The organism is Parahoeflea alexandrii (genome assembly GCF_024105735.1).
In the GTDB taxonomy this organism is placed as follows: domain Bacteria; phylum Pseudomonadota; class Alphaproteobacteria; order Rhizobiales; family Rhizobiaceae; genus Hoeflea; species Hoeflea alexandrii.
This window is the reverse complement of record NZ_JAAAML010000004.1, coordinates 359,277-380,232: the sequence shown is the minus strand read 5'-3', so window position 1 is coordinate 380,232 and position 20,956 is coordinate 359,277. Positions and strand designations below refer to the sequence as shown.

The window sequence follows — 20,956 nt, the reverse complement described above, 5'->3', positions numbered from 1 at the left end:
CAAAGAAATGTGCATGCTGTTATCCTGCCGTCATCGCGCTCAGGCGAGACGTCCTGTCAGTTTCAGGCGGCTGACCCCACCGTCCGGGAAGATGTTGAGCCGCACGTGAGTGACGGGCCCGATGTCGCGAATATCGGCGGAAAGATCATGGACATGATCCGCCGAGAGCTTCTGCTGCCCGATCAGTTCCGGCCAGAACATCGACGCGGTGATGATGGCATCGCCCGCATCGGTGCCGAATTCGCTCATGTCCGCGGCCTGGATCGAGCACATGTCGGGAAAATTGCCCTTGAAGTAGGCGGTGTCGACAATCGCGCCGGACAGAACGCCCCGCGCCCCCAGCGCGATCACGATCCATTCATTGCCCGGAACCCGCCTGCGGCTTGTCTCCCAGCCGTCGCCCATGTTCTCGCCGCGCCCCGGTGCGAGCAGCCGGTGGTAAGAACCGTAATGGGCGTCCGAGAACCCGACGATACGGCCGCCATTCAGCGCCGACGACAGTTCGATGTCTCCGTTACCGACCCGCGACCGGTCGAGGAACGGCTGGCCGAAGACCCTGAGCCGCGCCACACCGCCATCGGGATAGATGTGCAGCCTGACATGGGTGAAGATCTCCGAAGAGTTGGACCCGAGATAATGGTGGGCGCTCGGTCCCAGCGGCGAGGTCGGCAGGACTTCGGTCCACTCGGTGCTCTCATCCGGATCGTCCGCCACATTGCAGGCCTCGATGCGGGCAGCCGGCGGATAGTTGCCGGTAAAGTGCGAGGTGTCGACATCGAAGCCATCGATGCGTCCGGCGACCGCCAGCCGGATGATTGCGAAATCATGGCCCAGCACCCGCTTGCGGCGGCTTTCCCAGCCATCCATCCACTTGCCGTTGTCGTCATACTTGTCTTCGATGAACACGGCTGGCTGATCGCTGAGCATGCGCTCGAGCGGGGCGAAGAACTCGTCGGTGACAAAGATGCCCTTCGCGCCAAGGCCCGCGGATGCGAGGTTGACCGAATTTCGCGCGAAACCCGGAAGCTGCGACGGCATGTGCTCACTCATCATGTGTCTCCTGGACGAATGCATCCGGTCGACTCCAGCCGGACTTCAAAACCTATAGTATGCAAAGAAAATGCAGTTCGGTTTCAAATTTTTCCTGAAGATGTTGAAGCCGCGGCCCGGTCTATCTCGGCCCGGATTCCCTTGATGACGTGATCGATGAACAGCTTGACCTTCGGGTCCTGCAGCCGCTTGTGCGGGTACAGGCAGGAGAAGGGTTGCGGCGTCTGCGGGGTGGATTTGGCCACCTGCACCAGGCGGCCGGCGTCAAGATCGGCGGCGACGTCGTAACGGGTCTTGCTGGCGATGCCACAATCGGCCAGCGCCCAGGCCGTCAGCACGTCGCCGTCATCGCTTTCGAGCGACCCTTCGGGATGGTAGGCGCGCACTTCGCCGTCGACCAGCAGGTTCCAGTAGAACTCGGTTGCGCCGGGATAGCGCAGCAGCAGGCACTTGTGCTTGCTCGCCATTATCTCGTCGCCGCTTTCCGGCATGCCGTGCGTTTCGACATAGGCCGGCGAGGCAACCAGCAGGCGTTCGAAGTCGTGGATCGCCCGCACCCTGAGATCCGAATCGGGAAGCGGCCCGAGCACGAAGGCGGCGTCGAGGCCCTCCTGCGCAATATCCACCTTGCGGTCTGACAATCGGAGCCGGACATTGATGTCGGGGTACTCCGCCTTGAAGGCCGGAATTAGCGGCGCCACCAGTTTCTTGCCGAGCGCCAGCGGCGCCGAGATGAAAAGTGTCCCCTTTGGCTGGGCGGTAATTTCGGCAATGCCGCCTTCGACCTCGCGGATCGTGTCGAGGATCTTGATCGCGCCCTTGTAGAACAATTCGCCATGCGCGGTGGCGCGCAGGCTGCGGGTGGTGCGGTTGAACAGCCGTACGCCAAGGCTTTTCTCAAGGTCTGAAATCCGGCTCGAGGAGACCGCCGCCGAAACCCGCAGATCGCGCGCGGCAGCCGACATGCTGCCCAGTTCGTAAACGCGCACAAATGTCTTGAGCATGTCCACATAGGCCATGAAATCTATCCCCGGTAAGCCGTTCGCATCAATTGAGCCCGCACGGAGACGATTGTCCAGAAGAAATGGAAAGCCGGACCGATTGTCTTGTCTGGGGCGAAAATGGCTGGGGCGAAAATCACCAGTTCCGGACGCGCGCTCAGCCGTGCCGCTTCAACCGCACCAGGGCCAGATCGAGCGCCGAGAGAAAACGCGACCGGTCCTGCCTGGAAAACGGCGCCGGCCCGCCCACCTTTGCGCCGCCGGCTCTCAGGTCCGCCATGATCGATCGTGTCGCCACGGCCATGCCGATGGAATCATTGGTGAAGGGCTTGCCGGTGTGGCTCATCACCGCCGCCGCCTCGGCCTTCAGGCAGCGCTCCGCCAGCAGGATGTCTGCGGTCACCACCACGGCCCGCTTCGTCACATGCTCGACGATACGGTCGTCAGCAGCGTCGAAATTGCCTGGCACGATCTCGCGTTCCACCAGCGGATCGGTCTCGATCCGGAAGTAGCTGTTGGACACGAAGGTCACCTTGATATCGTGGCGCAGCGCCACCCGAACGCACTCCTCGCGCACCGGGCAGGCATCGGCATCGACAAGCAGGCGGATCGGCGGGGTTTCGGGGTCAGGACTGGTCATGCCCGTCCATACCCCTTGTCACCGCTTTCGCCAAGGCAGGTGCCGCAACCTGCTCCAGCCTTGCCTGTCAGGCTGCATCGCCGGCGCGGTGCAACATGCCGAACAGGTCGCGCGGATCGTCCGGGTCGGCGATCATGTCGAGCTGCTGGAAGTGGTCGGTCTTCAGGGCCCGCTGGTAGACATATTTCAGCGCCGAGAAATCCTCGATGGCAAAGCCGACGCCGTCAAACAGCGTGATCTGCGAAGCCGATGTGCGGCCTTGAACCTCTCCGTTGATCACCTGCCACAGCTCGGTTACCGGGTAATCCTCGGGCATTTGCTGGATCTCGCCCTCGATCCGTGTCTGGGGCGGATATTCGACAAAGATATCGGAGCGCAGCAGGATGTCCCTGTGCAACTCGGTCTTGCCCGGGCAATCGCCGCCAATCGCGTTGATATGGATGCCGTCGCCGATCATGTTGTCGGTCAGGATGGTGGCGTACTGCTTATCGGCAGTGCAGGTGGTGACGATCTGCGCGCCTTCCATCGCCTCCTGGGAGGACTGGCAGGGGGTCACCTTCAGTCCGGAGCCGGCGAGGTTGCGGGCGCATTTGGCGGTCGCCGCCGCGTCGATGTCGTAAAGCCGGACTTCCTCGATGCCGACCACCGCCTTGAAAGCCAGTGCCTGGAATTCGGACTGGGCGCCATTGCCGATCACCGCCATTACCTTCGCACCCTTCGGCGCCAGGTGCCGCGCCGCCATCGCCGAGGTCGCCGCCGTCCTGAGCGCCGTCAGAACGGTCATCTCCGAGAGCAGCACCGGATAGCCCGAGGAGACCTGCGCCAGCAGCCCGAAAGCGGTCACCGTCTGCAGCCCCTGCTTGGTGTTGGACGGGTGGCCGTTAACATATTTGAAGCCGTAGAGATCGCCGTCCGATGTCGGCATCAGCTCGATCACACCCACTTCGGAGTGACTGCCGACCCGCGGCGTCTTGTCGAACAATGGCCAGCGGGTGAAGTCGTGCTCGATGGCGTCCGCCAGTTCTCTCAGCATTGTCTCGATGCCGATCGAGTGAATGAGCCGCATCATGTTCTCGACGCTGATGAAGGGCACATAGGCCAGGTGCGAAGGAGGGGTCATTGTCGTCTCCGGTATTGGAAAGAGGGATGGGTGCCTAAATCAGAGGCTTCGGTTGACGCGGTCGAAAACCGTCCGCCCCATCAGGCTGGCGGTGAGATCGACCATCAGCCGCGCGGTGCGGCCGCGCTCGTCGAGGAACGGATTGAGCTCAACCAGGTCGAGTGAACTGACGAGGCCCGATTCGTGCAGCATCTCCATGACCAGATGTGCTTCGCGGAAGGTCGCCCCGCCGGGCACGGTGGTGCCGACGGCCGGCGCGATCGACGGATCGAGGAAATCGACATCGAGCGAGACGTGCAAAAGCCCGTCGGCAGCCCGCACCTGATCGAGAAATGCGCTGAGCGGCGCGACGAAGCCGCGCTCGTCGAGCTCGCGCATGTCGACCGGCGTGATGCCGTGACGGCGCAACGCCGTGCGCTCGTCGGGATCGACCGAGCGGATTCCGAACAGGCAGATCCGGTCGGCCGGGACCGGGTCCGGGAACGGCGGAAAATTCTCGAAGTCTGCAAGTCCGGCGAGATAGGCAACCGGCGTGCCGTGCAGGTTGCCCGAGCGGGTGGTCATCGGCGTGTGGAAATCGCTGTGGGCATCGAGCCACAACACGAACAATGGCCTTGCGTGCTTTCTGGCATGGGCCGCCACCCCGGCGACCGTACCAAGCGAAAGGCTGTGGTCGCCGCCCAGAAAGATCGGTAACCCGGCCGCCATTGAATGCTCTGCCGCATCAGCCAGCGCCTGCGTCCAGGAAACCGTTTCGCCCAGGTGATGCACCGCTGCATTGGTACAGGTCCCTGCTTCAGACACTCGTGGTGCGACATCGCCGCGGTCCTCGACGCTGCAACCGAGTTCGGAAAGCGTTCCGGCAAGGCCCGCCACGCGGTAGGACGCCGGACCCATCAGGCAGCCTGGATTGGATTGACCGCTGTCGACGGGCGCGCCGACCAAAATACAATGCTGGTTCATCGGATGTCCTCTGTTCGGATGATCCGTCGCAGAGGCGGCTGGCGTTTGAAATGGAAAGTTTGCCCGTTCCGGGCACCAAAACACTGTTTGTGTCAGTCAGGTTTGCCATTTTGGTAAGGATCGTAAGGTGAAATCGGGCGTGATACCGCCTTGGCAACGAAATGTTTCCCTCTTTGCCAAGAACGAGGCATCAGGTATTCTCAAAACGAAAACATCATTGATCAGATCGGCAGGTGAGCATGTCAACACTGGATGATATCGACATTCGCCTGATTGCGGCGCTCAGGCGCGATGGGCGGGCGTCGATTTCGGATCTCGCGGCGAAGCTGAAACTGGCCCGCGCCACGGTTCGCAGCCGCATCGAACGGCTGGTTGCCAGCGGCGAGATCGCAGGCTTCACCGTGCTCACCCGCGCCGACGTGACCGCGGCGCCGGTCAGGGGGCTGACCATGATCGGGATTGAGGGCAGGGGAACGGAACGGATCATTGCCCATTTGCAGGGCATGCCGGCGGTTCAGGCGGTGCATTCGACCAATGGCCGCTGGGACCTGATTGTCGAACTGGCGGCCGACACGCTTCAGGAGCTCGACGACACGCTGGTCCGCATCCGCAGATTCGAGGGCATCACCTCAAGCGAGACCAACCTGCTGCTGTCGACCCGCCGGGCCCTGAAACGGGCATGACCGATCTGCCCGTCAACGGACCAGGATCGTATCCACCCTGCCGTTGATCTGGGCGCCGATCGGCAAGCCGCGGGCAAGAAACGGCTCATAACCGCGTGCCTGCATGACCGAGATCGTCCGGTCGATATCGTACTCCACGCGGTGCAGGCTCAGTGTTCGCTCATGCCAGATCGCATAGGCGGCACGCGGGTCACCGTCGCGCGGCTGGCCGACGGAGCCTGGATTGCAGAACAGCTTTTCTCCGAAGCGGTGGGAAAACTGGACATGGGTATGCCCGGCAAACATCACGTTCACCCCATCGGGAAACATCGTTGCATCGATCTCCCGGATGTACTGGTCGAGCGGATCGTCCGGTCCGCCGTGGACCATCAGGATGTCTCCGTTGCGTATGTAAGACGATGAACGGGCGAGCCAGGCGATGCTTTCGGGAGAAAGCCGGCTGCGGTGATCATCGATGATCGAGGCCACCACCTGGGACCGCGTGCAGTTTTCGCCGGTGGTGATGTAGCTGTCATGATTGCCCAGAATGTTGGGAATCCCGTTTTGCATCAGCAGCTGACAGCACTCCTCGGGCTCCGCATTGTAGCCGATGACGTCGCCAAGGCAGATGAAGTCATCGCAGCCGCGCGCCCGCGCATCCTCAAGCACCGCTTCGAGGGCTGCCAGATTGGCGTGGATATCAGAGAGTATCGCCAACATGTGCGATGAAATCCTCGTTGTAGCGAAGTGCGGTTCCGCGGCGAATGTGCGGGACACCCGGACGTCTGCCTTCCAGCAGATCGTCGATGCACATTTCTGCCTCGACAAAGCCGAAGGCGGCACGGAGCGAGCAACTGCTTGAAAACCGGGGATTGATTTCGAGCAGGTACGGTATGTCGTCCTGAACCCGGAACTGCAGATTTGTCGGCCCGACGGGTTTGAAATGGCGAGCGATCCTGCCGGTCAGCTCGGCGATGGCCGGGTGATCCATGACCTCCGTTTCGCCGGTGTGCCCCGAGCGCGTCAGCCGCCGGCGCATGATGATCGGTCCGGCGTAGGTGCCATCGCCCAGCCCGTAGAGCCCCACGGTGTATTCGTCGGCATCTGTCCCGATGATTGTCTGCAGCAGCCAGTTGTCGCCGTTGCGCCGGGTCCAGTACGCGAAGTCCACTTCATCGTGAAGCTTTACAATACCGGACGATCCTTCGCCGCGACGCGGTTTGAGCAGCAGCGGAGCCGGTCCGAGTTCCGACACCGCGCTTACCCAGCTTTCCGGCCTTGCCGATGGAATGGCCGGAAAGCCGGCCGCTCGGTAGGTGGTGTAGAAATCGAACTTGTCGGCGCACAGCTCGATCAGTTCCGCCCGGTTCAGGGCAACCGGCACGCCCATCTCGTCAAAGGCTGCACGATGTGTGTTGAAGAATTCCATGTCGACGCTGAGCCCGGGCAGGATCAGGTCGACGGAGTGAGTGCGTACCAGGTTTCGCCAGAAATCGAGATAGGCTTCGGAAGCCTCGTCTGCCTCGGGCTTCTGTAAGCAGATGTCACAGAAGCTCTGCGAGAAAGGCGTGATGCGTCGGTCAATGCCGACGATCCGGGCCCGGCCTGCCGGACGCAGCGACCGGGCGATGCCCTGGCCGATCAGCGCGCCGACACCGGTCACCGCGATGGTATGGCGATCCGGCGAATGCTCAGCCACCTGTGGCCTCAAGCTCAAACAGCAACGCCACGCAGAGATCGGGAAAATCGACGCCGACCTTCAGCATCGCCTGCAGATTGGCGTCCATGTCGTCGAGCGTTTTCAGGACCCCCAATGGCAGCGGCTTGAGATAGATGCCCTCTTCAAGGGTCGTGCGATAGCCCGCTGCCTCGACATCGGTGCGCAAGCTGTCGCGGCAGTAGTTGCGCTTGTGGCCCAACTGGTGATCGGTGGCGTTGAGATCGTAGATGTTGTCGATCATGCCCATCTCCAGCCCGAGCCTGCGGTTGAGCGATTTGGCGTTGGGCACGGCGACATAGATCTTGCCACCGGGGGCGAGAAACGACCGGTAGCGTTCAAGCAGCAGTTTCGGATCATCGACATGTTCGAGCACGAAACCCATGACGATCACATCGAACAGGCGGTCGGGCGTGTAGGTCTCGAAATAGTCCTGGACGAGCCGGCCCTGGTACCAGGCATTCTTGGCGCGGAAATGATCGATGACCCTTTGTGACCCTTCGACAACCTCGTGATGGTCGGCCATCTTGACGAAATAGGGAACCGTGTAGCCATGTCCCAGGCCAAGTTCCAGAACAGAGCCGACATGGCCTGTGCGGTTGGCGATCCGTTCCGGATACCAGTTCATGATCAGATCGTTCTCGATCTCCACGGCTGGCTCGGCGAGATATTTGTCCGCGACGGCGTCCAGATTTTCCATTGGCGTCAACTCCGGAAGCAAGGCCTCAATTCAGAAAGTAACAGGGAACACTGCGCGATTGCAGGCTCTCCACGGAGGAGATGATCCGTCGCGCATTGAGCGGATTCAGGCCGACGAAAACCGCGGCGACATCGTCGGGGAGATCGGCCGGGTGAACGATCGGGACCCCGTTCAACTGCTTGCCTTGCAGAAACCGGTTCTGATCCAGAAAACAGGCAACCCGGTCCGGGTTGGCAAGACACGAAAGAATGAAATTGCCATAGATGCCGGCGCCATAGATCGCGAATCTCGCATCTGGCGCCACTCCGCCCTCCTGCTCGCTGATGCGTTGCCTTGCGGTGGACCAGAACCTCGCCAGTTCCTCGACAGCCTCGCTCGATGCCGGAGCACCCCAAATCGCCTGGGGAGCAGTCTCGGCCCTGCGGCAACTGACGACGAAGGCTGACGCATGGGAGCTGTCATCGATTTCAATATCGTCGAAACCTGCTCTCGCCAGCATCATGGCAAGGGAGCCGCGGCTGAAATGGTTGACGTGGTCGGCCACGATGAAGTCGGCCCAGTTGGCGTAGAGGTTGGGCACGATGAAATAGAACAGCCCGCCCGGACGCAGCAGCGCCCTGACGTCCCCAAGGACGCTGCCGAGATGGGGAATGTGTTCGAGCGCGTAGAACGAAAGCACCACGTCCAGCGTGCCCGACCATGCCGGATCGGGAGTGTGCGAGGCCCAACGCGCCGGCTTTGGGAAGTCGCGCCAGTAGCGCTGATACTTGTCGGTGACGTCGAACAGGTAAGGCTCGACCGACTGGTTGGCCTCGACAACCCGCCTCAGGGTTGCCCCCTTCGCGCAGCCATAATCGAGAACCTTGGGATTGTTGTGCAGGTCGATCTTGGACAGCAGAACTGCTGCCTGATGCTCGGAGCGGTAGATCTCCCTGCCGTCTCTTATCTCGTACAGCTGGTCGTCATCCACGCCATCTTCATTGATGGAATACTCCTCGGCATAATAGCGCGCGAGATCCGGCAGTTCCTCGGTCTGGACGTGATCGCAGGTCCGGCAATGGAATATTCGCGTCTGCCCCGACACCACCTTGTTCATGGTGGTGATCGAGGTGTTTGCGCCTCCGCGGTAAACCGGATCCGCCAGTTCGGTGTGACAGACGTTGCAAAGCATCATGGCTGCTCGCTGCTGACAAAATTTTCCGGGAAAAGCTTTTCCACCTCGGTGCCGGTGGTGATCGAGGCTTTCCAGCCAAGCTTCATGCCGACCGGATCCCGGTAGTTGAAGAATCGGCTCTGAATCGACCATCTGGAACGTTTCGAGCGGTTTTCGCCCGACCCGTGGATGGTCAGGAAATCCATCAGCAGCAGGTCGCCCGGTTCAGTCAGCGGCGCGATATGCTCATAGCGGGAGACCACCGCATCCTCGTCGTGAATGCCGATCTGATAGGCGCCCTGCTTGTTCGCATAGGTGGTGGCCTTGCTGTAGGTACAAAGGCCGTCCTTGTGCGACTTGGGAAGAATGATCACTGGTCCCATGTCGGCGCGTACCGGCGTGAGCGGCGTCCAGAAGACGATGCCGTCAATGCTTTGCGGCTGGAACAGGAATTCCTGATGCCAGTGCGAGCGGAACTTGTCCTCGTTCGGATTGTCGATCCGGATGCCGTAGGAAGCGGCACCAATCCCTGCATGTTCAGTCTGGCGCAGTTCGCGGAACAGGGCTTCCGAGCGTTCGTTCGAGATCAGGCGAAGGAATGACGGGATCTGCTTGGTGAGATCGTAGACCTCGCTGGCATAGCGGCGGTCTTCGGCCAGCAGGGTGTAATAGTCCTCATCGAAACTTTCGGGGGTGAACGCACGCTCCGGCAGCTTGATCCCGTGCCGTTGCGCGACAAGGCCGATGATCTCGTGAATGTCACGCTGGATGGGCATGATCTCAGAACTGTGATCATGAAACCCCTTGATCAGCAGATACCCTTCGCTTTTGAAAAAATCATGGTCATCGGGACTGAGTATCATGTCGACTCGCTGTTTGTCTGAGGGACCCAAACGGCAATGCGTCAGCTTGACTACATGTCTGGCATTGCTCTGCTGCGGAGCCATACGAGGTTCAGAGCGCAGCAGGGTTCGATCCCGAATCATAACGTCTTTTCGAAATGATTACCGCGCAAGACTTGCGCGTAGCAATCGGACGCAGTCTGCGCCGTGCCTTGGGTCAAGTGTGTAAAATCGGCCGGAACCATGCGGATGCTGCCGCGTTGGCCCGACAGGCGGAGCAATCCGTTAATCATAAGATCCACTGTCAGTGAAAGGATCAGTGCCATGCCCCATCAGGACGTCAAGGCGGATATCAGGACCATTCTCGAAGATCCGGATTTGGGAAATGCCGAAAAGATCGACCGGCTTGAGCGTATGCGCGAAGCGGCCCGGGCCGAAATGCGTGCTGCAACCGAGAGTGCGATGGTCGGTGACGATGATGTTGGAGACGATCTCAAACATCTTGATGAAGCGCTCGCACGGTTGTCTGCAGATCCGGTTTCGCCCGAGGATGGCGGCGGGGCAACTCTCTAATATGCCATGCCGTTGATCGGGATCCGGATGCAGCGGTTATTGCACGACCTGTCAGGTGATCTGCCGGTCCCTGAACGAGACCGGCATGATCTCAAAAGCCGATATCGAAACGGCGGACGACGCCAAAGGAGGCGCTGTACTGGTTTTTCGAGCCCTGAGCGGTGATCGGTGACCTTGCCGCGTCGCCGGTCAGCCGCGACCAGCCTGCACTTGCTTCCACGGCCCAGTAGTCATCAACCTGGAACCGCACACCCGCTTCCAAACCTGCGCTGTACAGGCCGCCCGATGCTGTCGTGGCCGGGTAGAGTGCCGACGCTTCCGCGGCGGTGACGCCGAAATAGGTGTTGGTGAACTTCGAGTTGCCGAAGTTCAGGCGCGGACCGCCGTGGAACGTCCACTGCTCATCGGGCTTGACGATAAGGTCGGCGCCCAGTTCGGCGCGCACACCCTTGTGTCCCCCGAGCCCCTGCCTGACGGCGCCCAGCACCCGGAAATTGCCCATCTGGTACTTGGCAGCCACTCCCAGTTCGACCGCGGTGTTGATCGTGTTGAGACCGGTCAGTTCAGGCGAATCCTTGGTCGAACGCTTGCCGATCACGTCGATTGACGGGCTCAGCGAAAAGCCTTCGTCGGAACCGCCGCCGATTGCAAACCCGTTGGGAAATTCCAGACGCTTGAGGCGGAACAGCGGAACCGGTGAAAGCACCAGCTTGCTGGCGCCAAAATAGCGCGGCGTCAGTTTGCCTGCCGCTCCCAGTTCGAAGGAGATGCCCGGTCCGCTGGCATCCTGCGCCTGTGCCTGGGGTGCAATGACTGCAAGTGCGACAAGCGGGGCAGCGGCGAAGCGAAGTTTTCTGATCATTGGTCGATTCCCGACGAGTTACTTTTTAGATTATCAGTCAGCATAGTCGGCGAGAGTTAACAACCCCGCATTCCGGCATAGATACCGTCCCGTTTCGCGATCGCCCGACGCCTGCCGCCGTATTCCATCCCAACCTACGCCAAAAGGCTCCACCCGGATCAGTCGCAGCGCTTCAATTCCAGCCCCTTGTCAGTCTAATCCATATGTGAATATATTATTCAAATAGGAATTTGGGAGGAGTCATGGGATCTTCGTTCGAGCCCACGGTGGGCATTGCCAGCACGCATCCGCGCAACATGCCCCAGGAGCATGCGGAGCTGCCGGTCTGGAACGCCGAGAACTGGTTTTATGAGGACTGGCAGCCTGGCCACCGGATCCGGTCGCTGCGCCGGACCATCGCCGAGGGCGAAAGCCACATGTTCAACTCGCTCGTGGTCGACATCCATCCTTACGTGCAGGATCAGATGTTTGCCGAGAGCGAAGGCATGTTCGGCCGCCGCCTAGTTGCCGGCGCCTTCGTCTTTTCCGCCGGGCTCGGCCTGGTCGCGACCAATTGCGTCAACGCGTTTTCCTATGGCTATGACAAGCTGCGCTTCATCAAGCCGGTGTTCATCGGCGAGACCATCTACACCGTGCGCAGCAACCTCGACAAGAAACCGCGCTACCCGGACATGGGGCTGATCCGCGCCAGCTACGAAGTGTTCAAGGGTGAGGGCGAACTGGTTCTCTACTGCGAGCATCTCCAGACCGTGAAGTACAAAAACCCGGCGGATTTCGCCGGCAGCACCGAAAAGACATCATGACAACAGATACCGACCTGCCCCTGGATGGCCTCGTCATTCTCGACATGAGCCAGTTCCTGTCCGGCCCCTATGCAACATTGCGGCTTCAGGACCTCGGCGCCCGCGTCATCAAGATCGAACGCCCGGAAGCCGGCGACCTCTCGCGTTCGCTCTATCTCAGCGACACCGAGATCGGCGGCGATTCGACGATTTTTCACGCCATCAACCGCGGCAAGGAAAGCCTGGCCATCGATCTCAAGAACGAGGCCGACCTCGAGGTGCTGCGCGCCCTGATCGGCAAGGTCGACGTGCTGGTGCAGAATTTCCGTCCCGGTGTGATCGAACGGCTCGGGCTCGACTACGAGACCGTCCGCGCCATAAACCCGAAAATCGTCTACGCGTCGATCAGCGGCTATGGCGAGGAGGGGCCCTGGGTCAAACGGCCGGGGCAGGATCTTCTCGCCCAGGCCCGCTCTGGCGTGATGTGGCTGAGCGGCAATGATGGCGACGGCCCGGTGCCGATGGGGCTTGCCGTGGGCGACATGCTCGCCGGCGCTGCCACGGCGCAAGGCATCCTCGCGGCGCTGGTCAAGCGCGGCATTTCCGGCCGCGGCAGCCATGTCGAAACCAGCCTGCTCGAAGTGCTGGTCGATTTCCAGTTCGAGGTTCTCACCACCTATCTCAACGACGGGCGGCGCATGCCCAAACGCTCCGGCTTTCGCAGCGCCCACGCCTATCTCTCCGCACCCTACGGTGTCTACGAAGCCAGTGACGGCTTTCTGGCTATCGCCATGACGCCGATCCCGCGGCTTCAGGAGTTGCTGCAACTCGATGCACTGGCGCCCTATGCCACCGATCCGAAATCCTGGTTCACCGCCCGCGACGAGATTAAGCGCCTGATTGCCGACAGGATCAGGGCGAAAACGGTCGATGAATGGCTGGCAATCCTGGAGCCGGCCGACATCTGGTGCTCCCGCGTGCTTGACTGGGACGACCTGATGCAGAGCGAGGGCTTCGAGGTGCTCGACATGCTGCAGCGGGTCGAGCGCGACGACAATGTCTCGATCCTGACCACCCGCTCGCCGATCCGCGTCAACGGGCAGCGGCCGAAATCGACCCGCGCGGCGCCCCGTGTCGGCGAACACAGCGCGGCGATCAGGGCTGAATTAGGGCTTTAGACGGACAGCTTTCAGAGACTCCAGATGCGCTGGGCGTTGCCGGAAAGCAGTTTCTGCTTCTCCTCCGCGCTGGCACCGTCGATCAGCGCATGGGTTGCCGCGACCCAGGCCAGAAGCCCGCCGCCGAGCGTGCAGACCGGCCAGTCGCTGCCCCAGACCACCCGGTCCCAACCGAAGCTCGAAATCGTGTGCTCGACCCAGGGCCGCAACGTGTCGGCGATCCAGGTGTCGGGATCGGCATAGGCGACAACGCCGGAGATCTTGGCAACCACGTTGGGGCGTCTGGCAAGCTCGGTGATGTGGTCGCGCCACGGCTGACGGGCGTCGCCCTTGATGTCGGGAACGCCGCAATGGTCGAGGATGAAGGTGACGTCGGGCGCCAGATCCGCCAGCGCCATTGCGTTGGGCAACTGGTGCGGCAGCATGCACAGATCGAAGGTCAGGCCGGAGCCGGACATGCGCTTGATGTTGTCCCTGAACAACGGCTGTTCGGACACTTCATCCGGCATCACGTGCAGCACCCGTCGGAAGCCCTTGACCAGCGGGTTGCGGCGCTGGCGGTCGAGATAGGCCGCGAACTCCGGCTCTTCCGGCCGGCAGGAGGCGATCGCGCCGGCGATCAGGCTGTCGGGACGGTGCGCAAGCGTGTCGATATAATTGGTTTCGTCCTCGATCCGCTCCGGCGCGACATCGACCTCCATGTGCAGTGTGCGCGAGATGCCGGCGCGGCGGGCCTCCAGCTCATAGGCCGCATAGGGCCAGGCCTGGTTCAGCGCCGGCACTGTCGCCAGCCAGGGATAGTCGAGCGTCCAGGGGTCGACGACGTGCAGATGGGTGTCGATGATCATCCGGTTTCCTCCTCGAATGCGTTGGCTTGCCCTGTCCGGCCAGAAAAGACATGCTCCCATAGGGAAATAGATTATTCAAATAAGAATTAGCTTGGCAGTTCGAAATCTGCTCCGGCCAGTTTTGACAGCTGCCGTGAGGTCCTCGTCAGCATTGCCTCGGTTTCGGCCATCTCGGGAGCCTGGGGCACGTTGACCAGGCTGATATAGGGGATAGTCAACGCCGCAATGGCACGCCCATCGGGGCCGAGTACCGGAGCCGACAGGTTGAACACGCCGGCGGTCTGGGCGCTCGGCATGATCTCGTAGCCGCGCTCCCGGATCTGGTCGAGACGCTCGAAGAACTCGTTTTCCAACGTCGGATGCTCGCCGCTGGCGGAGTACTCGTTGATCATCATCAGCCGCTCGTCCTGGGAACGGAAGGCGAGCAGAACATGGCCCGAGCCGGTGTCGTAAAGGCTGATGTGGGACCCGACACGGATAGAGATGCCCCAGTAGCCGGGCGCCTCCTGCTGCGCCACCACCACGACGGAGCCGCGGTCGAAGACGGCGAGCTGGTTGGCCTGCCGGGTTTCCTCGGCAAGCTCGCGCATGAACGGGGTGGCATAGGACACGAGCCGGCGCACCGGGACATGCAGCTGCGCCAGGCCGAAGAGTTTCAGCGTCAGCGAATACCGGTCGCCGTCAAGCCGCGTGACATAGCCGCGGCGCACCAGCCGGTCGAGCATGCGGTAGAACTCGTTCGGGCTTCGGCCCAGCCGCTTGGCGATCTCCGCCTGGGTGAGCCCGCCGTCGATTTCGGCCAGCAGCTCGAGAATGTCGAGCCCCTTGTCGAGCGCCGGCGCCCGGTAGCGGTCATCTTCCGTATCCATTTGTTTCTCCATGAATTGTCCAATTCATATACGCAGAATTGTTTCAGATAACAACGAAACAATGCCTTGACCGCTGGTGAAGATGATGTTTGTATATGAATGAACCTCTCATCAGTGAGGGGTCGAGGGGGAAGCCCCAAAGTTTAAACGTCTCGGGAGGAGGCTCATGAACAAGCTATTGACCGGCGTATCGGCCGGCGCTGTCCTATTGATGGTCGGCGGAACTGCACTTGCCCAGGAATTGCCCGGCAAGTTCGAAGGCGTGACCATCGATGCCAAGCTTATCGGCGGTCAGCAGTATGAGAACCTCTATTCGCGCATCAGCGAATGGGAGAACGCCACCGGCGCGACCGTCAATGTCATTTCGAAGAAGAACCACTTCGAGCTCGACAAGGAAATCAAGTCCGACATCGCTGTCGGCGCGATCAACTGGTGCGTCGGCTCGAACCACTCGTCCTTCGCGCCGCAGTATTCCGGCATCTACACCGACCTGGCAGCACTTCTGCCGGCGTCGGAAATCGACGCCTTCGTCGACGCCAATATCGGCGCATCCACACTGGATGGAAAACTGGTCATGCTGCCGCGCGCCCAGTTCGACGTCTCCGCCATGTATTACCAGAAGAGCCTGTATGCTGACGAAGACAACAAGGCGAAATTCAAGGAAAAATACGGCTACGATCTGACCCCGCCGGACACCTGGGAGCAGGTCACAGACCAGGCCGAATTCTTCGCCAATCCGCCGGATTTCTACGGCACGCAATATGCCGGCAAGGAAGAGGCGATCAACGGCCGCTTCTACGAAATGCTGCGCGCCGAGGGCGGTGAATATCTCGACGCCGACGGCAAGCCGGCGATCAATTCGGAGGCCGGCGTGCGGGCTCTGAACTGGTTCGTCGAACTCTACAAGGCCAAGGCGGTTCCGGCCGGCACCACCAACTATCTCTGGGACGACCTCGGCCAGGGTTTCGCTTCGGGCACCGTCGCACTCAACCTTGACTGGCCGGGCTGGGCCGGGTTCTTCAACGATCCGGGCGCATCCAAGGTGGCGGGCAATGTCGGCGTCGTGGCGCCGCCCAAGGGCTCGTCGGGCGCACGCACCGGCTGGTCCGGTCATCACGGTTTCTCCGTCACCGAAAGCTGCGAGAACAAGGAAGCCGCGGCATCCCTGGTCTGGTTCCTCACCAACGAGGACAGCCAGAAGCTTGAAGCCGGAGCCGGCCCGCTGCCGACCCGCGATGCGGTCTGGACCTGGGTGATCGAAGAGGCCAAGGACGATGCCTATCGCAAGGAAGTGCTCGAAGCCTTCCAGGAAGCGGCCAATGGCGCCTATCCGGTCCCCCAGTCGCCGTCCTGGATCGAGATCTCCAACGCGGTCTATCCTGAACTGCAGGCCGCCATTCTTGGCGACAAGACAAGCCAGGAAGCCCTCGATGCCGCCGCCGACAAGGCCACGGCCATTCTCGAGGATGCCGGAGAGCTGTAACAGCCTCCTCCCGGAAAGGGCGCGGCCGCTCCGCGCCCTTTTCCGCCACCAGGATCGTGTCGGCCTGCCGGACGCGTGATACCTTACACAAATCGAAGTGATGCGAGGATACGATGAGAGGCTGGAAGCCTGCGCCGCATGTTCTGCTGCTTTTGCCCGCCTTTGTCGTGCTTGCGGCTGTTGTGGTGGTGCCGCTGTTGCTGTCACTCTATTCGAGTTTCACGCCGTTCCGGCTGACCCGGCCGGATACGATTTACACCTTCATCGGGTTCCGCAACTACCAGCGGCTGTTTGCCGACATGGAGTTCTGGGCGGCATTCGGACGCACGGTGCTGCTTCTGACCATCGCGCTCAACCTGGAAATGGTGCTGGGTCTATTTCTGGCGCTGCTTGTCGAAAAGGCCACGCGCGGGCAGCGCCTGCTGCGCACCATCATGATGTTTCCGATGATGTTTTCGCCGATCCTGGTCGGCTTCCAGTTCAAATTCATGTTCAATGACAATATCGGGCTTGTGAACAACGCGCTGCAATCGCTGGGTCTTACCGATCAGGCGATCCCCTGGCTGATTGACGGCAAGCTTGCCTTCACCTCGATCCTGATCGCCGAGGTCTGGTCCTCCACATCGGTGTTCGCGATCTTCATTCTGGCTGGCCTGATGGCGATGCCGAAGGAGCCGCTGGAAGCAGCCAAGGTCGATGGCTGCACGCCGCTGCAGAGTTTCCGCTATGTCACCTGGCCTTTCATCATGCCGTTCGCCTTCATCGCCATGACCATCCGCTCGCTCGACATTGCCCGGGCCTATGACATCGTCAAGATCATGACCGACGGCGGCCCGGCCAAACGCACCGAGATCCTCTGGACGCTGATTTCGCGCACCGCCTATTCGGACGCGCGGATGGGGCTCGCCAACGCGATGGCCTATGTCGCGATTTTCCTGTCTATCTTGTTCACGGTCATGTTCTTCCGGCAGCTCGCCAAGGCCCGCCAGCAGATCGGGGCGGAGTGGTAGTCATGAACGAGAACCAGACCAACCGTCTCAAGCAGCAGGCGCTCAAGATCGGTCATCTTGTCGGCCTGTTCATCGCCATGGCGATCATCTGCCTGCCGGGCTTGTGGATCGTGCTGTCCTCGCTCCGGCCCACCGTCGAGATCATGGCCAAGCCGCCGGTCTGGATCCCGCAGAGCCTGTCGTTCGACGCCTATGTCGCGATGTTCTCCGGCGTCGGCCAGGGTGGCATCCCGGTGCTCGACTATTTCCGCAATTCGATCATCATCTCGGTGACCTCGACCGTGATCGCACTCGCCATCGGGATGGCCGGCGGATATGCGTTTGCGCGCTACCAGTTTCGCGGCAAGACCGCGATTTTCCTCGGCTTCATGCTGACCCGCACCGTACCGGGCATCGCCCTGTCGCTGCCATTGTTCTTCGTCTATGCCAAGCTCGGCATCATCGACACCCATTTCGGCCTGATCATCGCCTATGTCGCGCTCAACGTGCCGTTCACGGTCTGGTTGATCGACGGCTTCTTCCGCCAGGTGCCGCGCGATCTCGCCGAGGCCGCCCAGATCGACGGCTGCACCCGCTGGCAGGCGTTCTGGCAGGTCGAGTTTCCGCTCGCCCGGTCCGGCATCGCCTCGGCCGGCATCTTCGCCTTCCTGATCTCCTGGAACGAGTTCGCACTGGCCTCGCAGCTGACGCGGTCGACCAATTCCAAGACGCTGCCGGTCGGCCTGCTCGATTACACCGCCGAGTTCACCATCGACTGGCGCGGCATGTGCGCGCTCGCCGTGGTGATGATCATCCCGGCGCTGACCCTCACCTTCATTGTCCAGAAACACCTCGTGTCCGGCCTGACCTCCGGCGCCGTCAAGGGATAGTCATGGCCACCGTTTCGCTCAAGAACCTCGTCAAGAAGTATGGCAGCCTCGAGGTTGTCCATGCCATCAATCTCGATGTCGCCGACCGCGAGTTCGTCGCTCTTGTCGGCCCGTCGGGCTGCGGCAAGTCGACCACGCTCAGGATGATTGCCGGGCTTGAGGCCATCAGCGGCGGCCACATTCATATCGGCGACCGCGAGGTCAACAACCTGCCGCCGCGCCAGCGCAATATCTCGATGGTGTTCCAGTCCTACGCACTCTACCCACACATGACCGTGGCCGAGAACATGGGCTTCTCATTGAAGATCGCCGGCCGGTCGCAGGACGTGATCGCCAGCGCGGTTGCCGATGCCGCGAAAACCCTGGGACTTGAGGAATTGCTCGACCGCCGCCCGTCGCAGCTTTCCGGCGGCCAGCGCCAGCGCGTCGCCATGGGCCGCGCCATCGTCCGCCACCCGGATGTCTTCCTGTTCGACGAACCGCTATCCAACCTCGACGCCAAGCTCAGGATGCAGATGCGCACCGAGATCAAGAAGCTGCACGCCAAGGTCCAGTCGACTGTGATCTACGTCACCCACGACCAGGTCGAGGCGATGACACTGGCCGACCGGATCGTCATCATGCGCGACGGCCATATCGAGCAGGTCGGACCGCCGGAAGAGGTATTCCGCCGGCCCGCCACACGCTTTGTCGCCGGTTTCATCGGCTCGCCGACCATGAACCTGCATGACGCGGTTGTCGGCGATAGCAAGCTGATCTTTGGCAATGGCGACACCCTGCCTCTGCCCGCGCAGTTCCGCGACCGCGTGACCGCCGGCCAGAAGGTAATCTTCGGCCTCAGGCCCGATGACCTCTACCCGACCGGCCACGGCATTCATTCAGGCGAGGCGGCGGAAGTCCACGCCGTCGAAGTGCCGGTGTCGCTGACCGAACCGCTCGGCAACGAGACGCTGGTCTTTGCCGAGTTCGCCGGCCAGGACTGGATTTCGCGTATGCTCAATCCGAAGACGCTGAGGTCGGGCGACAAGGTGGAACTGAGCTTCGATCTCAGCCAGTCGCATTTGTTTGATGCGCAATCCGAAAAAAGTCTGAGGGGCTAGGTTGATGGCCCGTATCGAAAAAGTCGAACTGCGGATGGTCGACCTGGTGCCCAAGGTCAAGCGCACCGATGCGATCCAGAGCTTCGTCAGCCAGGAAACCCCGATCGTCACCATCACCGATTCAGACGGCGCCACCGGCACCGGTTACAGTTACACCATCGGCACCGGTGGCTCGTCGGTGATGCGCCTTATCGCCGACCATCTGGCGCCGCGGCTGATCGGCCGCGATGCCGACATGATCGAGGCGATCTGGCACGATCTCGAATTCGCCACCCACGCCACAACCATCGGCGCCATCACCGCGATTGCACTTGCCGCCATCGACACCGCGCTGTGGGATCTGCGTGCGCGCAAGCAGGGCCTGCCGCTGTGGAAGCTGGCGGGAGGCGCAAAGGAAAAATGCCCGCTCTACACCACCGAGGGCGGCTGGCTGCACATCGAAACGCAAGCCCTTGTCGAGGATGCCGTCGAGGCCAAGGCGAAAGGCTTCCTCGGCTCCAAGGTCAAGGTCGGACGACCGCACGGATCTGAAGACCATGCCCGGCTTTCCGCTGTCCGCGCCGCCGTCGGCGATGGCTACGAGATCATGACCGATTGCAACCAGGGTTTTGCCATCGATGAGGCAATCCGCCGGGCCGACCGCCTACGCGAGCTGGATCTGGCCTGGTTCGAGGAACCGCTGCCTGCCGATGACATCGATGGCCATGTCCGCCTGTCGCGTTCGACCTCAACGCCCATCGCAGTCGGGGAATCGCTCTATTCGATCCGCCATTTCCGCGAATACATGCAGAAGGGCGGCTGCTCGATCGTACAGGTCGATGTCGGCCGCATCGGCGGCATCACGCCCTGGCTGAAGGTTGCACACGCCGCCGAGGCCTTTGACATTCCGGTCTGCCCGCATTTCCTGATGGAACTGCATGTCAGCCTTACCTGCGCGGTGCCGAACGGCAAATATGTCGAATACATTCCGCAGCTTGATGAGCTGACCGGAAGTCGCATGCGCATCGAGAACGGGCATGCCTATGCGCCATCCGAACCGGGCATCGGCATCGACTGGGACTGGGACGCGGTGCGCGGCAGGAGCATCGCCGAATTTATCACCGTGATCACACAAAGCGGGGATTGAACCATGCAGCGAATGGGAATGGTCATAGCTCTGAAACCGGAGAACATCGCCGAGTACAAGCGCCTGCACGCGGCGGTCTGGCCCGAAATCCTCGACATGATTTCAAAGTGCCATATCCGCAACTATTCGATCTTCCTCAAAGAGCCGGAGAACCTGCTGTTCGGCTACTGGGAATATCACGGCACCGATTTCGAGGCCGACGCGGCCAAGATGGCGGCCGACCCGAAAACGCAGGAGTGGTGGGATGTCTGCATGCCCTGCCAGACGCCGTTGGAGACACGCAAGGACGGGGAATGGTGGGCGATGATGGAGGAGGTGTTCCATCATGACTGAGAGTTTTGTCGACGGTCCTTCCCCCTCACCAAGCGTGCCCAGGCATTCGACTGCGTCTCATGCGGGCTTGCTATC

General features: G+C 61.4%; 23 protein-coding genes. 10 read left to right on the top strand and 13 right to left on the bottom strand.

The features are described from left to right. Positions 1-39: 39 nt before the first annotated feature. The 5 genes from alc to rocF form a co-directional block, all read right to left on the bottom strand. Positions 40-1,050 carry an allantoicase gene (gene alc / locus GTW23_RS21100; RefSeq protein ID WP_252917386.1) on the bottom strand — a complete coding sequence of 337 codons (1,011 nt, stop codon included), beginning with the start codon at positions 1,048-1,050 and terminating at the stop codon, positions 40-42. Positions 1,051-1,133: 83 nt separating this feature from the next. Beyond that, positions 1,134-2,069: a LysR family transcriptional regulator gene (locus GTW23_RS21095; RefSeq protein WP_252917385.1), complete on the bottom strand. Its 936-nt coding sequence runs from the start codon at positions 2,067-2,069 to the stop codon at positions 1,134-1,136. A 139-nt stretch (positions 2,070-2,208) separates the two neighbouring features. Further along, entirely contained in the window at positions 2,209-2,691 is a 483-nt protein-coding gene (locus tag GTW23_RS21090) for a YaiI/YqxD family protein (RefSeq protein WP_252917384.1), read from the bottom strand. A 67-nt stretch (positions 2,692-2,758) separates the two neighbouring features. After that, positions 2,759-3,811, bottom strand: coding sequence for an ornithine cyclodeaminase (locus tag GTW23_RS21085; RefSeq protein WP_252917383.1), 1,053 nt, complete (start codon positions 3,809-3,811; stop codon positions 2,759-2,761). 39 nt (positions 3,812-3,850) lie between these two features. After that, positions 3,851-4,774, bottom strand: coding sequence for an arginase (rocF, locus tag GTW23_RS21080; protein WP_252917382.1), 924 nt, complete (start codon positions 4,772-4,774; stop codon positions 3,851-3,853). 248 nt (positions 4,775-5,022) lie between these two features. On the opposite strand from rocF, the gene GTW23_RS21075 reads away from it, so the two are divergent. Further along, the gene (locus GTW23_RS21075; protein WP_152011612.1) at positions 5,023-5,457 is read left to right on the top strand and encodes an Lrp/AsnC family transcriptional regulator; all 435 of its coding nucleotides are present in this window, start codon (positions 5,023-5,025) and stop codon (positions 5,455-5,457) included. 12 nt (positions 5,458-5,469) lie between these two features. On the opposite strand, the gene GTW23_RS21070 is transcribed toward GTW23_RS21075, so the two are convergent. From GTW23_RS21070 to GTW23_RS21050, 5 genes are read right to left on the bottom strand one after another with little or no spacing between them, the layout of a single operon-like run. Then, complete coding sequence (locus tag GTW23_RS21070; protein ID WP_252917381.1) at positions 5,470-6,156, bottom strand: metallophosphoesterase family protein; 687 nt, start codon at positions 6,154-6,156, stop codon at positions 5,470-5,472. Continuing rightward, the gene (locus GTW23_RS21065) at positions 6,137-7,135 is read right to left on the bottom strand and encodes an ATP-grasp domain-containing protein (protein ID WP_252917380.1); all 999 of its coding nucleotides are present in this window, start codon (positions 7,133-7,135) and stop codon (positions 6,137-6,139) included. Before GTW23_RS21065 ends, GTW23_RS21070 begins: the two co-directional genes overlap by 20 nt. Further along, positions 7,128-7,853, bottom strand: a complete 726-nt coding sequence (locus GTW23_RS21060) for a class I SAM-dependent methyltransferase (protein ID WP_152010052.1) — start codon at positions 7,851-7,853, stop codon at positions 7,128-7,130. Before GTW23_RS21060 ends, GTW23_RS21065 begins: the two co-directional genes overlap by 8 nt. A gap of 25 nt (positions 7,854-7,878) precedes the next feature. After that, on the bottom strand, positions 7,879-9,027 hold the full coding sequence (locus tag GTW23_RS21055) for a class I SAM-dependent methyltransferase (protein ID WP_252917379.1): 1,149 nt from the start codon (positions 9,025-9,027) through the stop codon (positions 7,879-7,881). Further along, positions 9,024-9,869 (bottom strand): phytanoyl-CoA dioxygenase family protein, encoded by an 846-nt coding sequence (locus GTW23_RS21050; RefSeq protein WP_193217334.1) that lies wholly within the window; start codon positions 9,867-9,869, stop codon positions 9,024-9,026. Before GTW23_RS21050 ends, GTW23_RS21055 begins: the two co-directional genes overlap by 4 nt. 303 nt (positions 9,870-10,172) lie before the next feature. On the opposite strand from GTW23_RS21050, the gene GTW23_RS21045 reads away from it, so the two are divergent. Continuing rightward, a complete protein-coding gene (locus GTW23_RS21045) occupies positions 10,173-10,421 on the top strand; it encodes a hypothetical protein (RefSeq protein WP_152010048.1) in 249 nt (82 codons plus the stop codon). Between the two features lie 91 nt (positions 10,422-10,512). On the opposite strand, the gene GTW23_RS21040 is transcribed toward GTW23_RS21045, so the two are convergent. Beyond that, positions 10,513-11,283: a MipA/OmpV family protein gene (locus GTW23_RS21040; RefSeq protein ID WP_252917378.1), complete on the bottom strand. Its 771-nt coding sequence runs from the start codon at positions 11,281-11,283 to the stop codon at positions 10,513-10,515. Positions 11,284-11,525: 242 nt separating this feature from the next. Between GTW23_RS21040 and GTW23_RS21035 the strand changes: the two genes are divergently transcribed. Together GTW23_RS21035 and GTW23_RS21030 are read left to right on the top strand one after the other, a co-directional pair. Beyond that, positions 11,526-12,086 (top strand): MaoC family dehydratase, encoded by a 561-nt coding sequence (locus GTW23_RS21035; protein ID WP_252917377.1) that lies wholly within the window; start codon positions 11,526-11,528, stop codon positions 12,084-12,086. Next, a complete protein-coding gene (locus GTW23_RS21030; protein WP_252917376.1) occupies positions 12,083-13,243 on the top strand; it encodes a CaiB/BaiF CoA transferase family protein in 1,161 nt (386 codons plus the stop codon). Before GTW23_RS21035 ends, GTW23_RS21030 begins: the two co-directional genes overlap by 4 nt. 11 nt (positions 13,244-13,254) lie before the next feature. Here the strand turns inward: GTW23_RS21030 and GTW23_RS21025 are convergent, their stop codons facing one another. Continuing rightward, positions 13,255-14,091 (bottom strand): amidohydrolase family protein, encoded by an 837-nt coding sequence (locus tag GTW23_RS21025; protein WP_252917375.1) that lies wholly within the window; start codon positions 14,089-14,091, stop codon positions 13,255-13,257. 86 nt (positions 14,092-14,177) lie between these two features. Continuing rightward, a complete protein-coding gene (locus GTW23_RS21020) occupies positions 14,178-14,960 on the bottom strand; it encodes an IclR family transcriptional regulator (protein WP_152010043.1) in 783 nt (260 codons plus the stop codon). A gap of 166 nt (positions 14,961-15,126) precedes the next feature. Here GTW23_RS21020 and GTW23_RS21015 point away from each other — a divergent pair, with 166 nt between their 5' ends. The 6 genes from GTW23_RS21015 (at position 15,127) to GTW23_RS20990 (ending at position 20,881) form a co-directional block, all read left to right on the top strand. Further along, a complete protein-coding gene (locus GTW23_RS21015; protein WP_252917374.1) occupies positions 15,127-16,443 on the top strand; it encodes an ABC transporter substrate-binding protein in 1,317 nt (438 codons plus the stop codon). Between the two features lie 113 nt (positions 16,444-16,556). Continuing rightward, a complete protein-coding gene (locus GTW23_RS21010) occupies positions 16,557-17,453 on the top strand; it encodes a carbohydrate ABC transporter permease (RefSeq protein ID WP_252917373.1) in 897 nt (298 codons plus the stop codon). Positions 17,454-17,455: 2 nt separating this feature from the next. Continuing rightward, positions 17,456-18,322: a carbohydrate ABC transporter permease gene (locus GTW23_RS21005; RefSeq protein ID WP_252917372.1), complete on the top strand. Its 867-nt coding sequence runs from the start codon at positions 17,456-17,458 to the stop codon at positions 18,320-18,322. Between the two features lie 2 nt (positions 18,323-18,324). After that, positions 18,325-19,422, top strand: a complete 1,098-nt coding sequence (locus tag GTW23_RS21000) for an ABC transporter ATP-binding protein (protein WP_252917371.1) — start codon at positions 18,325-18,327, stop codon at positions 19,420-19,422. A gap of 4 nt (positions 19,423-19,426) precedes the next feature. After that, positions 19,427-20,548 (top strand): mandelate racemase/muconate lactonizing enzyme family protein, encoded by a 1,122-nt coding sequence (locus GTW23_RS20995; protein ID WP_252917370.1) that lies wholly within the window; start codon positions 19,427-19,429, stop codon positions 20,546-20,548. 3 nt (positions 20,549-20,551) lie between these two features. Continuing rightward, entirely contained in the window at positions 20,552-20,881 is a 330-nt protein-coding gene (locus GTW23_RS20990; protein ID WP_252917369.1) for an L-rhamnose mutarotase, read from the top strand. Positions 20,882-20,956: the final 75 nt, after the last annotated feature.